The organism is Cupriavidus sp. D384, from assembly GCF_001652915.1.
Taxonomy (GTDB): Bacteria; Pseudomonadota; Gammaproteobacteria; order Burkholderiales; family Burkholderiaceae; genus Cupriavidus.
Map to the genome: position 1 here is coordinate 28423 of NZ_BBQI01000004.1, position 13064 is coordinate 41486.

Below are 13064 nucleotides of genomic sequence, written 5' to 3' on the forward strand. Positions count from 1 at the left end.
TACGCACCAGCTGCTAACCCGTAAAACGGGTAATATCGTTATGCGTAATCAGATATATCGATAAGACATGGAACAGCGCCCGCTTCGCCTGACCCTGCGCCAGTTGCAGGTGTTCGTTGCCGTTGCCCAGCATGGCAGCACGATTGCGGCCTCGGAATCCCTGGCGATGTCGCAATCGGCAGTCAGCGCGTCACTGGCGGAGCTGGAGCGTGCCCTGAATGGCGCACTTTTTGACCGTGTGGCGCGACGGTTAGCCATCAACGAAGCGGGCCGCCAGTTCTTTCCGCGTGCGCTGTCCCTGCTGGACCAGGCCCACGAACTGGAGCGATTTGCTTCCGAAGGGGGCGTGCAATTGCGCATCGCCGCCAGCAACACGATCGGCAGCTATATCCTGCCCGCACTGTTGGCGGGCTTCCGTCACGCCCAGACCGGCCCTTGCGCGCTTGACCTGCGCATCGGCAATACGCAAGACGTGCTGCAGTCCCTGCTGAAGTTCGAGGTGGATATCGGGCTGATCGAAGGCACCAGCCACGAGCGCGATCTGCGCAGCGTGCATTGGTGCGACGACGAAATGGTGGTGATCGTTGGCCCGTCGCATCCGCTGGCGACAGCCACTGACCGCCCGGAAGAACTGCACCGGCTGCTGCGCGAAGCCGACTGGATTGTGCGCGAGCCCGGCTCGGGTACACGCGAGATCATCGAGGCGCGCCTGGTGCCGGAACTCGGCGCCCTGCGTTTTGCGCTGGAGCTGGGCAACGCGGAAGCCATCAAGCGCGCGGTCATGAGCGGCTTTGGCGTCAGTTGCCTGTCACTTCACGTTGTCCGCGACGAAATCGAGCGTGGCTTGCTGGTGGCATTGCGCAGCGGCCTGCCGCGCGTGATCCGTCCGCTGCAACTGGTGGTCCACCAGGACAAGTTTCCCACGCAAGGCCTGCTGGCCTTTAGCGAATACCTGCGCGGCGCCGCGCCGGTGCTGCCACCACCTCAGGCCGGCTGAGCGTCGCGCCGTCCGTCCCCATCCACGCGCGCCGTATGGCGGTCGAGCAGATGGAACATGACGGGATTGAGCAGGATCGACAGCAGTGCGCCCGCCAGGATCAGCGCCTGGCCGCGCTCGGGCAGGATATTGAGATAGACGCCCAGACTCGCCAGGATGAACGAAAATTCGCCAATTTGCGCCAGGCTGACGGCAATCGTCAGGCCGACGCGGTTGTTGTGACCAAATGCGCGCACGATGCCAAGCGCCGCCAGCGACTTGCCCACCAGGATGATCAGCAGCGTCGCCAGCACGCCCCAGGGGTCGTTCACCAGCACCATCGGATCGAACAGCATGCCCACCGAGACGAAGAACAGCACGGCGAACGCGTCGCGCAGCGGCAGCGATTCTTCGGCGGCCCGATGGCTGAATTCCGATTCGGCCATCACCATGCCGGCAAAGAACGCACCCAGGGCGAACGACACGCCGAACAGCGAATAGGCACCGAACGCCACGCCGAGCGCCACGGCCAGCACGCCCAGGCGGAACAGTTCGCGGCTGCCGGTCCACACGATGCGTTCGAGCATCCACGGGATAAAGCGCCGGCCGATCACCATCATCACGGCCACGAACGCCGCCACCTTGCCCAGCGTCGAGAAGATCTCGATCAGCACATCCATCGTGGTCGGCGCCGATGCGGCGCCCGCCCCGCCTTCGGCGCCGCCTCCCAGCAGACCGGCCATCGCCGGCAGCAGCACCAGTGTCAGCACCATCGCCAGGTCTTCCACGATCAGCCAGCCCACCGCGATGCGCCCCTGTTGTGATTCGATCAGGTCACGCTCCTGCAGCGCGCGCAGCAGTACCACGGTGCTCGCCACCGACAGGGCCAGTCCGTAGACGAGGCCCTGGCCCCAGTGCCAGTCGAAGCCCCAGGCCACCAGCATGCCCAGCGCCGTGGCAATGCCAATCTGGACGATCGCGCCCGGAATGGCGATCTTCTTCACGGCCATCAGATCCTTGACAGAGAAGTGCAGGCCCACGCCGAACATCAGCAGGATTACGCCCAGTTCCGCCAGCTCCGGCGCAAGCGCCTGGTCTGCCGTGTAGCCGGGCGTATGTGGCCCCACCACAATACCGGCGCACAGGTAGCCAATCAGCGGCGGCAGCCGGAACCGGTTGGCGATGGCGCCCAGAATGAATGCCAGCACGATACCGCCGACGATGGTGCTGATAAGCGGGGTGGCGTGATGCATGCGTCTGGGGTTCCTTTCCGGTTGTCTCGATAATCTGGATGAATCACCGCAGCGCCCACGCACCATCCGCCGACGCATCATGCGCATTGGCATGTCGCGGACAGGGGAAGGACCCTAAACGTTGCTGGTGGTACGGGAAGAGCGGCCGCAGACCGCGGGTGCATAACAAAATCGCCATGCGCCGCGGCGGGAGGGAATGCATCGGAATACGACTACGCGAGGTGGCTTGCCACGCCAGGCGCCGTCCCGGATGCGTACGGCATTGACGTAATGTAACACGCGAAGCACCCCGCTCCGGATGAGAACAATCGCAAAAAACTGGGGAAGTTCGGCGAATGCCGGCGCTGAAAAGCACAACGGCGCCACATGGGCGCCGTCGGCTTGAAACTGGAGGCGGAGGTCGGAATCGAACCGGCGTACACGGCTTTGCAGGCCGCTGCATAACCACTCTGCCACCCCGCCAGGTGACGATGCTGGATTGTATCCGGATTCGCCGCGAGCGTCGTGACTGCCGACACTGCGACGGGATGCAATCCCGCTAAAGAAAAAGGGAAGCGTTGCTTCCCTTTGGGATTGGAGCGGGAGACGAGTCTCGAACTCGCGACCTCAACCTTGGCAAGGTTGCGCTCTACCAACTGAGCTACTCCCGCGTACAACTTTTACTGCCTTGGCAGCTTTCACTGCCGTTCCGCCGACCTGACCGAACATCATCACGTCACCGGATGCCATTAACCTGGAGCGGGAGACGAGTCTCGAACTCGCGACCTCAACCTTGGCAAGGTTGCGCTCTACCAACTGAGCTACTCCCGCAGGGCCCTGCATCATACCGAAAAGCAGACTATCGCGCAACTTCTTTTAACTACGCAGCTTTATGCTGGCAATTCGCGCTAAGTACCGCTTATCTTGCTGCTTTCGTTTGCGTCGTCAGCAGCGAGAACGAGATTATTGCAAACGACGAACCGGCTCGTCAACAACTTTTTGCAGGAAATTTCATTTTTGTGTGCGTGCCCCGCTCAGCGCATCGCTGCGCTCGCGAATCTGGGGCCACGCGAGCTTCATGTAATAGATCATCGACCACAACGTCAGCACGGCCGCCACGTAGATCATCAGCGTGCCCAGCAGCGAAGCATCCAGGCCGAACAGCGTGTCGTTGAACAGCAGCAAGGGGATGGCGATCATCTGCACGGTGGTCTTCAGCTTGCCCAGGAAGTTCACGGCCACGCTCTTCGACGCCCCGATCTGCGCCATCCATTCGCGCAGGGCCGAAATCGTGATCTCGCGGCCAATGATGACCAGCGCAATCAGGTCGGCCACACGCCCCAGCGCCAGCAGCGACAACAGGGCCGCGGTCACCATCAGCTTGTCGGCCACGGGGTCCAGGAAGGCGCCGAAGGCCGATGTCTGGTTCCAGCGCCGCGCCAGAAAGCCGTCCAGCCAGTCCGTGACCGCCGCGATGATGAAGAACGACGCCGCCGTCACGTTCTTGGTATGCATCGGCAACCAGGCCTCGGGCAGGTAGTAGACCCCGACGACAAGCGGGATCATGGCCACGCGAAGCCAGGTCAGCAGGATGGGAATGTTCAGTGGCATGGGCGGTGCGTTCGTGCGCCAGAAACTGGCTGGTGTGCGATGTGGTCGCCAAGGCGGATTGCGCGATTGTCGCCGATTTCGGCCTGAGCCCGTTAATTTCAGGCCGAAAGCCGCCCAATACGTGCAAACGCCAGGCTTTAGTGCAGTTGCCGGTAGATTTCCTCGGCCAGCGTTCGTGAAATGCCTTCCACGCTGGCGAGTTCGTCGACGCTGGCGGCCGTCACGCCGCGCAGGCCGCCAAATCGCGTCAGCAGCTTCTGGCGGCGCCGGGCGCCCACCCCTTCGATTTCTTCCAGCCGCGACGTGGTGCGCGCCTTGGCCCGCTTGGCGCGCATGCCGGTGATCGCGAACCGGTGCGCCTCGTCACGGATCTGCGCCACCAGCATCAGGGCGGCACTGCCCTGCCCCAGTTCCAGCGACGGGCGCCCATCGGCAAATACCAGCGTCTCCAGGCCCACCTTGCGGCCCTCGCCCTTGGCGACACCCACCAGCAGGCCAATATCGAGGCCAAGCTCCTCGAATACCTGGCGAGCCACCTCAACCTGGCCCTTGCCGCCATCGATCAGCACCACGCGCGGCATGCGAGGCACGCCCTCGGCGCCGGCAGCGTCCGGATCGCCGCCATCCTCCTGGATCTGCTCGACCAGCTTCTGGTAGCGCCGCGTCAGTACCTGGCGCATGGCCGCATAGTCGTCGCCGGGTGTGATATCGGTGATATTGAAGCGCCGGTACTCGCTGTTCTGCATCTCGTGATGATGGAACACCACGCACGACGCCTGCGTGGCCTCGCCGGCCGTGTGGCTGATATCGAAACACTCGATGCGCAACATGGCAAGGTCTTCCATGTCCAGGCCGATGGTCTCGGCCAGCGCACGCGTACGGGCCTCCTGGCTGCCCTGCTCGGCCAGGCGCCTGGCGAGCGCCAGGCCCGCGCCCTGTGCGGCCATCTCCAGCCACACCTTGCGCTGGCCCTGCGGCTGCCGCACCAGTGCCACCTTGCGGCCGGCCTGCATCGACAACGCCTCGACGACCGCACCGTCGGCCGGTACATGGCTGACCACGATGATCGGCGGGGGCGCCTGATCCAGATAGTGCTGGATCATGAAGGCCGACAGCACGCGCGCGGCAATGCGGTCGACGGACAGCGGCCCGGTGGGGGTGATGGGGGCGCCGGAGACTGCAGTTGCTGTTTCGGCCGCGGCCTGATCACTGGAGGCCTCGAACGCACCTGACGCCCCTGACGCCCCTGACGCCCCTGACGCTTCGGATGCCTCCGCCGCCTCGCCGTTGTCGTCGCTCTCCTCGACGATCATCGCCGCCTCGTCGGCATGGGCCGGAAAGTACGCCTTGTCGCCCAGATGCCGCCCGCCGCGCACCATCGCAAGGTTCACGCAGGCGCGCCCGCCCTGGACGGCCACGGCCAGCACGTCGATATCGCGCGCCTGGCCCACTTCCTCCACGGCCTGGCGCTTGAGCACGGTCGACAGCGCGCCAATCTGGTCGCGCACGGCGGCGGCCTGCTCGAACTGCAATTGCACCGCGTGCGATTCCATCTTCTGCTGCAGGCCCTCAAGCACCTCGGTTTCGCGGCCTTGCAGGAAGCTCGCCGCATTGCCCACGTCGCGCGCATAGTCTTCCTGCGAAATCGCGTTTACACAGGGCGCCGTGCAACGGTGGATCTGATGCAGCAGGCACGGTCGCGTGCGGTTGTTGAACACGGTGTCCTCGCAGGTGCGCAGCTGGAACACCTTCTGCAGGATCTGCATGCTCTCGCGCACCGCATGGGCACTCGGGAACGGCCCGAAATACTGGTGCTTGCGGTCGGTCGCACCCCGGTAATAGGCCATGCGCGGGAACTTGTGGCCCGTCAGCTTCAGGAACGGATACGACTTGTCGTCGCGAAACAGGATGTTGTAGCGCGGCGCCAGCGCCTTGATGAGATTGTTCTCAAGCAGCAGCGCTTCGGCCTCAGTCCGTACAACGGTGGTCTCGATCCGCGCGATCTTGCCCACCATCATGGCAATGCGCGGCGACAGCTGCGTCTTGTTGAAGTAGCTCGACACCCGCTTCTTCAGGTCGCGAGCCTTGCCCACGTAGAGCACATTGCCATCGGCATCGAAATATCGGTAGACGCCGGGCAGCCCCGGCATCCGCGCCAGGATTGGACGCGGATCGAAGTCCGGCACGTCGGGGGGCTCCGGAACCTGCGCCGGCATGGGAGCGGCTTCGGATTCGGATATCACGGGGTCGGTCTGGGGGACAGGTTCCTGCTCGGGCATCGCGGGCGGATTGGACGAATAAGGTGCGCCACATGTGCGCCATGTATGTGCGCCCATACGGGGCGCTGGCCTAGAATCGCAAGTTTAGAGCAATTCGCCCGCTAGACTTTTCCGACGGGCGGCCTCGACATTTCTTCTGCATCATGCCAATCCGTTCCTGGGACATTTTCTGCACGGTCATCGACAACTTCGGTGACATCGGCGTTTGCTGGCGGCTGGCACGCCAGCTGGCACAGGAGCACGGGCATGCGGTCCGCCTCTGGGTGGATGATCTTGCCAGCTTTGCCCGACTCGCGCCGGAGATCGACCCTGCCGCCACGCATCAACGCCTGGCAGGGGTCGATGTGCGGGGCTGGGACCCCCGGCCCGACGCCGCTTTCGATGCCCCGGCCCCGCACGACGTAGTGATCGAGGCGTTTGCCTGCCACCTGCCCGAATCGTTCCTGGCGGCCATGGCGGCTGCCCCGCGCAAGCCCGTCTGGATCAACCTCGAGTACCTGAGCGCCGAGGACTGGGTCAGCGAGCACCACACCATGGCATCGCCCCATCCGCGCCTGCCGTTGATCAAGTATTTCTTCTTCCCGGGCTTTGCGCGCGGCACGGGCGGCCTGTTGCGCGAATCCATGATCGGCGCCTCGCGCGATGCATTCCGCAGCAGCCCCGCCGCACAGGCCACGCTGTGGCACCGGCTTGGCGTGCGGCCCGCGCCCGGGGCGCTGAGGGTCAGCTTCTTTGCCTATGAGAATCCGGCCACGCCGGTTCTGCTCGACCAATGGCGCGATGGCGCCACGCCCATCGAATGTTTCGTGCCCCAGGGGCTGGCGGCGGCACAGGTCGGCCAGTGGCTGGGCGCGGCGCCCACCCCAGGCACCACTCACCATCGCGGCAATCTGATCGTCCATGGCATTCCGTTCGTCCGCCAGGAACACTACGACGAGCTGCTCTGGGCCTGCGACGTCAACTTCGTGCGCGGCGAGGATTCCTGCGTGCGCGCCCACTGGGCCGCGCGGCCGATGGTGTGGCACATCTACCCACAGGATGACCACGCACACCACGCAAAGCTCGATGCCTGGCTGACCCGGTTCACCCGTGCCGGCGTGGCGCCCGAAGGCTCCGCCGCCCTGATCGAGTTTTCGCATGCCTGGAACGGTTACGGCACGGCGCCCGACTGGGCGGCGTTACAGGCACAATTGCCGGCCCTGACCGCCGGCATGGACCGCTGGCAGCGGCAATTGCAGCACTTGGGCGACCTCGCAGCGAATCTCGTGGCCTTTAGCGAAAATCAGGTAAAATAGCGGGTTGATTTTGATGGCGAGCCAAGTTTCAAGGCCCAAGAACAAAACTGCCGGCTGCGCGCCTTCGCCATACCGATTTCCGGGCTACGCCTATCAGGTGCCCGGACCATTTTTTTCAGGAAGACAGTTCAGATGAAAATCGCACAGGAACTCCGCGTCGGCAACGTGTTCATGATCGGTTCCGACCCGATGGTGGTTCAGAAGGCCGAGTACAACAAGTCGGGCCGTAACGCCGCTGTTGTCAAGATGAAGTACAAGAACCTGCTGACGGACGCCCCGGGCGAGTCGGTTTTCAAGGCCGACGACAAGTTCGAAGTCGTGGTGCTGGAGCGCCGCGAATGCACGTTCTCGTACTTCGCCGACCCGATGTACGTGTTCATGGACACCGAATTCAACCAGTACGAAGTCGAGAAGGACAGCATGGGCGACGCGCTGAACTACCTCGAGGACGGCATGGCTGTTGAAGTGGTGTTCTACAACGACAAGGCCATCTCGGTGGATATGCCGACGACGCTGGTCCGCGAGATCATCTACACGGAACCGGCCGTCAAGGGCGACACCTCGTCGGGCAAGGTGCTCAAGGGCGCCAAGATCAACACCGGCTTCGAACTGCAAGTGCCGCTGTTCTGCAACATCGGCGACAAGATCGAAATCGACACGCGTACCGGCGAATACCGCAGCCGCGCCAACTAAGCTTCACGGCGCAACGCGATAAGAAAGGGCAGCTTCGGCTGCCCTTTTTGTCGTCCGCAGCCTGCCTGCCGCAGGCCCGGCATCTGCCCCCCCTTACTTGACCAGTCCCAGGTCCTTCAGCAGGCGCAGCGCGGCACGGTACTCGCCCTCCTGCTCGAGCTTGTTCCAGTCCAGCGGCTTGCGGCGGCCAAACAGCTTGCGGATACGGCGCTGCGACGTCTTGGAGATCGACATATCGAGCTCGGCCAGCAGCTGATCGGCCTTCTCCGGGTTGTTGCAGATCAAGACCATGTCACAACCAGCGTCCAGCGCAGCCTTGGCGCCCTGCGTGACGGTGCCCGCGACGCTGGCGCCTTCCATGCTGAGGTCGTCGCTGAAAATCACGCCTTCGAAACCAAGCTGCGCGCGCAGGATGTCCTGGAGCCAGAAGCGCGAAAAGCCAGCCGGAGCCGGGTCCACCTTCGGGTAGATCACGTGCGCCGGCATGACCGACGCCAGCGCCTGGCCCATCCAGTCATACGGGCGGGCGTCGTGCACCAGGATCTCGTCGAGCGTACGCTCGTCCACGGGCACCGCCACATGGGAATCGGCTTCCACGTAGCCGTGACCCGGAAAATGCTTGCCGCAATTGGCCATGCCGGCCAGCAGCAGACCATGCGTCAGGTGGTTGGCCAGCATCGTGACTACGCGCGGATCGGCATGGAATGCGCGATCGCCAATCACACCGCTGCGGCCGAAGTCCAGATCGAGCACCGGCGTGAAGCTCAAGTCGATGTCGCAGGCGCGCAACTCGGCTGCCAGCACATAGCCGCAGGCGATGGCCGCCTTGGTGGCCATCAGCACGTCGCGGTCCCACAGCTGGCCCAGTTTCGCCATGGCGGGCAGGTGCGTGAAGCCATCGGTCTTGGCGCGCTGCACGCGGCCGCCTTCGTGGTCGATGCAGATCAGCACGTCGTCGCGGACATTGCGGATCGCACGCGTCAGCGTTACCAGCTGGGCGCGCGATTCGAAATTGCGCGCGAACAGGATGACGCCGCCGGTCAACGGATGCGCGATGCGGCGCTCGTCTTCGGCGTTGAGCTGCTTGCCCACCACATCGAGCACCACGGGACCCGGACGCTTGCCGGTCACTTTATTGTTCATATCGGTTCAGTTCGAGGCTGGTTCAGGCAGCGGACCAGGCAGGCCTGTCCGCTCCGCGATCGCGAAGGCGACCGCATACTCATGTTCATCGCTGACACTGACCCGAATGGTCAGGCCGCGTTCCCGAACCCACTCGGCAAGTTCACCCGTGCATTGCGGGGTGGGCTCGCCAGACGGCAGATTCAGCAATTCCATCGCGCGCCAGGTCATCGGCCAGCGCATGCCCAGCCCGATCGCCTTCGAGAAGGCTTCCTTGGCGGCAAAACGCGTAGCCAGAAACGCCAGTCCGCGCTTTTCAGAGCGGGCCTTGCGCGCGTGATAGACCTTGAGTTCGCGCGGGCCCAGCACCTTTTCGGCAAAGCGCCCACGCGTGCGGTCCATCACGCCTTGCACGCGATCGATCTGGATGATGTCGGTGCCGATGCCGTAGATCACGCAGCCTGCCCCGGCACGGGATAACGGGTACCCAGCCGCGCCGCCACCATGATGGCCTTCATCTCGCGCACGGCATTCTGCCAGCCGACGAACACCGCGTGCGCCACGATGGCGTGGCCGATGTTCAGTTCCTGGATGCCCGGCAGTGCCGCAATGCGCTGCACGTTCGTGTAGTGGAGGCCATGGCCGGCATTGACGATCAGGCCGTGCTTCTGGCCAGCGCGCACGCCTTCGGCCACGCGCTGGAACTCCGCCTCCTGTGCGTCGGCCGTATGGGCATCTGCATAGGCACCCGTATGAATCTCGATCACCGGCGCCTTGCACGCTGCCGCGGCGGCAATCTGGTCAGGGTCCGCATCAATGAACAGCGACACGCGGATACCCGCATCGGCCAGCTGGCGGCACGCGGCGCTGACCTGCTCGAAATGGCCCGCCACGTCGAGGCCGCCCTCGGTGGTCACTTCCTCGCGCTTCTCCGGTACCAGGCACACGTCCTGCGGCTTGATCTCGCAGGCGATGTCGAGCATTTCCGCAGTGATCGCACATTCGAGGTTCATCCGCGTCGCCAGCTTCGGCCGCAGCGCGCGCACGTCGGCGTCACGGATATGGCGGCGATCTTCGCGCAGGTGCAGCGTAATCAGGTCCGCGCCGGCTTCCTCGGCCTGCAGGGCGGCCTGGATCGGGTCGGGATAGACCGTGCCGCGCGCATTGCGCAGCGTGGCAACGTGATCGATGTTGACGCCGAGGTCGATGACCCCGGGATTCGCGTGGAAGATCATGCCGGCTTGCTCAGAGGGAATTGGGAATCAAAGGTACTGCAGATCGATCAGGATCTGGCGCGTTTTCAGCGGCTCGCCCTGTAGATAATAATGCAGGAGGAACCGCATCAACGCGCGGCTTTGCGTAACCGTTTGTGCGCGTCCGTAGTCGTCCTGCGCCATGTCCAGCAGCGTCTGCCCCGACACGACGGGCCAGCTCGACGGATCGCTGGCATGGGCGCGCCGCACGCCGCGCTCGGGCTGGTAGACATAGTCGAGCCCGGGCTGCACGCGCTCGCCCGTTTTGATGCATTGGTCGAACGCCACCGCGAAGCCGGTTTCCTGCAGCAGCACACGTTCGAAACCGCGCAACACCAGGCTCGCAGGCTCGCCATGTGCCAGGCGCGTCAGCGTGATCATGTAGTGCTTGAACAGCGAGGGGTGTGCGTCTTCCCGCGGGCAGAATCGCAATAGCAATTCATTCAGATAGAAGCCCGACAGCAGCCCATCGCCAGCCAGCGGCAGCATGCCGCCCATGTACTCGGCCTTGGTCAGCGTCTTGACCTCGCCGCGGCCAGTCCACGACAACGAAATGGGATGAAAATGCTGCAGCACGGCGCGCAGCGCCGAATGCGGTCGCTTGGCGCCCTTGGCGACCATCGCCATGCGGCCGTGATCGCGCGTGAAGACGTCGAGAATCAGGCTGGTCTCGCGATAGGGATAGGCATGCAGCACGAATCCCGCCTCGTTGGTGACGCGCAACTCCGAGCGCGCCGGCACGATGCGCATCGCGCGGTCCATCATTTCGCGCCCGGCCGCCACGGCCGGACTCAGCGCAGGAATGGCGCCCGACTCCAGCACCTCGGCGGCCTCCTCGGCAATCGGATCGGCACTTCGCGCACGCGGCGCGCCGCGGCGCACGTCAGGCATCTTGCTCACTCGTAGCCGTAGGCGCGCAATCCGGCTTCGTTGTCGGCCCAGCCGCTCTTGACCTTGATCCACATCTCCAGGTAGACCTTGCCATCGAACAGCTTCTCCATGTCGAGGCGAGCCTCGGTAGAGATCTGCTTGAGCTTGCTGCCCTTGTTGCCAATGATCATGGCCTTGTGAGCGTCGCGCTCAACCAGGATCGTGGCGAAAATGCGGCGCAGCCGCCCTTCCGTCTCGAACTTGTCGATGACGACGGTGCTCGTGTACGGCAGTTCGTCGCCAGTCCAGCGGAACACCTTTTCACGGATGATTTCCGATGCCAGGAAGCGCTCGCTGCGATCGGTCATCGCATCGACGTCGTACATCGGCTCGCCTTCCGGCAGGTACGGCCGGATGATGGCAAGCAGGCGGTCGATGTGGTCGCGCGTCTTGGCCGACATCGGCACCACTTCCGTGAACGGAAAGCGCTGCCCCATCTGCTCCAGGAACGGCATCATCACTTCCGAACGGCCTTCGCCGATGCGGTCGAGCTTGTTGCACACCAGCAGCACCGGCACGTTCTTCGGCAGCAGCGCCATCACCTTTTCGTCATCGGGGCCGAAATAACCGGCCTCCACGACGAACAGCACGATATCCACCGACGACAGCGTCGATGTCACCGCGCGGTTCAGCGAACGGTTCAATGCGCTGGCATGGCGCGTCTGGAAACCCGGCGTGTCGGCGAAAACGTACTGCGCGTCGTCGGTGGTCTGAATACCGACGATACGGTGGCGCGTGGTCTGGGCCTTGCGTGACGTGATGCTGATCTTCTGGCCAACCAGCGCGTTCATCAGCGTGGACTTGCCCACGTTCGGGCGGCCTACGATGGCTACGGTGCCGCAGCGAAACGCCGCGGCGCCGGATGTTTCCGCCGCATCCTGCTGCGGAGGGAGAGAATCGGTCATTCCTTCAACCTGAGAGACAACTGGGGATCCTGGGGCACCGGCTGCTTGCGTGTCTTGCCCGTTCGCTCTGCGCGGCTGCGCTTGAGCAATTGGGGCACGAGCTTCTGGACTTCGTCCAGCGCAAGCTTGGCCGCTGCCTGTTCGGCCGCGCGGCGCGACGCGCCGGTGCCGAACACGCGTACCTCCAGTTTAGGCACGATGCATTCGACTTCAAATTGCTGGCTGTGCGCCGCACCGTGAGTGGCAATGACGTTGTACTGCGGCAGGGCAATCTTGTGACCCTGCAGATACTCCTGGAGCAGCGTCTTGGCATCCTTGCCCAGCGTGCGCGGATCCACCTGCTCCAGAATCGGGATATACAGCTTGCGGATCAACGCCCGGGCGGCGTCGAACCCACTATCGAGAAACACGGCCCCGACGATCGCCTCGAGCGCATCCGCGAGAATCGACGGGCGGCGGAAACCGCCGCTTTTCAGCTCGCCTTCACCCAGCCGCAGCGCGTCGGACAACTGCAGCATCTGGGCGATCTCGTACAGGGCCTGCTGCTTGACCAGATTGGCACGCACGCGGGACAGATCGCCCTCGTCCAGCTTGCCGAACATGCCGTACAGCATGTCCGCCACCGCGCAGTTCAGCACCGAATCGCCAAGGAATTCCAGGCGTTCGTTGTGCTGCGCGCTATGACTGCGATGCGTGAGCGCCTGCTGCAGCAATTCGGGCTTGCTGAATCGGTAGCCGAGACGTTGCTGCAAGGCGTCGAGGGTCATG

At 64.0% G+C, this 13064-nt stretch carries 12 protein-coding genes and 3 tRNA genes; 3 read left to right on the forward strand and 12 right to left on the reverse strand.

Translation table 11 applies throughout. The features are described from left to right. The first annotated feature begins 67 nt into the window (after window positions 1–67). Entirely contained in the window at window positions 68–997 is a 930-nt protein-coding gene (locus A9J21_RS00825; RefSeq protein WP_066730958.1) for a LysR family transcriptional regulator, read from the forward strand. Here A9J21_RS00825 and ybaL read toward each other — a convergent pair. The 6 genes from ybaL to uvrC all read right to left on the reverse strand — a co-directional run bounded on the left by ybaL (window position 985) and on the right by uvrC (window position 6098). Next, window positions 985–2229, reverse strand: a complete 1245-nt coding sequence (gene ybaL / locus A9J21_RS00830; protein WP_082926161.1) for a YbaL family putative K(+) efflux transporter — start codon at window positions 2227–2229, stop codon at window positions 985–987. The genes A9J21_RS00825 and ybaL overlap by 13 nt on opposite strands. Before the next feature lie 388 nt (window positions 2230–2617). Further along, a tRNA-Cys gene (locus A9J21_RS00835) sits at window positions 2618–2691 on the reverse strand. A gap of 112 nt (window positions 2692–2803) precedes the next feature. Then, window positions 2804–2879 (reverse strand) — tRNA-Gly (locus A9J21_RS00840). Window positions 2880–2963: 84 nt separating this feature from the next. After that, window positions 2964–3039, reverse strand: a tRNA-Gly gene (locus tag A9J21_RS00845). A gap of 180 nt (window positions 3040–3219) precedes the next feature. Then, entirely contained in the window at window positions 3220–3819 is a 600-nt protein-coding gene (gene pgsA, locus A9J21_RS00850) for a CDP-diacylglycerol--glycerol-3-phosphate 3-phosphatidyltransferase (RefSeq protein ID WP_066730959.1), read from the reverse strand. A gap of 137 nt (window positions 3820–3956) precedes the next feature. Further along, on the reverse strand, window positions 3957–6098 hold the full coding sequence (gene uvrC / locus A9J21_RS00855; RefSeq protein WP_066730961.1) for an excinuclease ABC subunit UvrC: 2142 nt from the start codon (window positions 6096–6098) through the stop codon (window positions 3957–3959). 143 nt (window positions 6099–6241) lie between these two features. Here uvrC and earP point away from each other — a divergent pair, with 143 nt between their 5' ends. Further along, window positions 6242–7393 (forward strand): elongation factor P maturation arginine rhamnosyltransferase EarP, encoded by a 1152-nt coding sequence (gene earP / locus A9J21_RS00860; RefSeq protein ID WP_066730963.1) that lies wholly within the window; start codon window positions 6242–6244, stop codon window positions 7391–7393. A gap of 132 nt (window positions 7394–7525) precedes the next feature. Continuing rightward, window positions 7526–8086, forward strand: coding sequence for an elongation factor P (efp, locus tag A9J21_RS00865; protein ID WP_066730964.1), 561 nt, complete (start codon window positions 7526–7528; stop codon window positions 8084–8086). 93 nt (window positions 8087–8179) lie between these two features. Here the strand turns inward: efp and nagZ are convergent, their stop codons facing one another. Genes nagZ through rnc form a run of 6 tightly spaced genes read right to left on the reverse strand, consistent with a single transcriptional unit; the run spans window position 8180 to window position 13063 of the window. Continuing rightward, window positions 8180–9229, reverse strand: a complete 1050-nt coding sequence (nagZ, locus tag A9J21_RS00870; protein WP_066730965.1) for a beta-N-acetylhexosaminidase — start codon at window positions 9227–9229, stop codon at window positions 8180–8182. 6 nt (window positions 9230–9235) lie between these two features. Then, on the reverse strand, window positions 9236–9664 hold the full coding sequence (acpS, locus tag A9J21_RS00875) for a holo-ACP synthase (protein ID WP_066730967.1): 429 nt from the start codon (window positions 9662–9664) through the stop codon (window positions 9236–9238). After that, window positions 9661–10443, reverse strand: a complete 783-nt coding sequence (gene pdxJ, locus A9J21_RS00880; RefSeq protein WP_066730969.1) for a pyridoxine 5'-phosphate synthase — start codon at window positions 10441–10443, stop codon at window positions 9661–9663. The genes acpS and pdxJ overlap by 4 nt, the downstream gene beginning before the upstream one ends. 27 nt (window positions 10444–10470) lie before the next feature. Further along, on the reverse strand, window positions 10471–11352 hold the full coding sequence (gene recO / locus A9J21_RS00885) for a DNA repair protein RecO (protein ID WP_066731056.1): 882 nt from the start codon (window positions 11350–11352) through the stop codon (window positions 10471–10473). Window positions 11353–11357: 5 nt separating this feature from the next. Next, window positions 11358–12296, reverse strand: a complete 939-nt coding sequence (gene era / locus A9J21_RS00890) for a GTPase Era (protein ID WP_066730971.1) — start codon at window positions 12294–12296, stop codon at window positions 11358–11360. After that, on the reverse strand, window positions 12293–13063 hold the full coding sequence (rnc, locus tag A9J21_RS00895) for a ribonuclease III (RefSeq protein ID WP_066730972.1): 771 nt from the start codon (window positions 13061–13063) through the stop codon (window positions 12293–12295). Before rnc ends, era begins: the two co-directional genes overlap by 4 nt. Window position 13064: the final 1 nt, after the last annotated feature.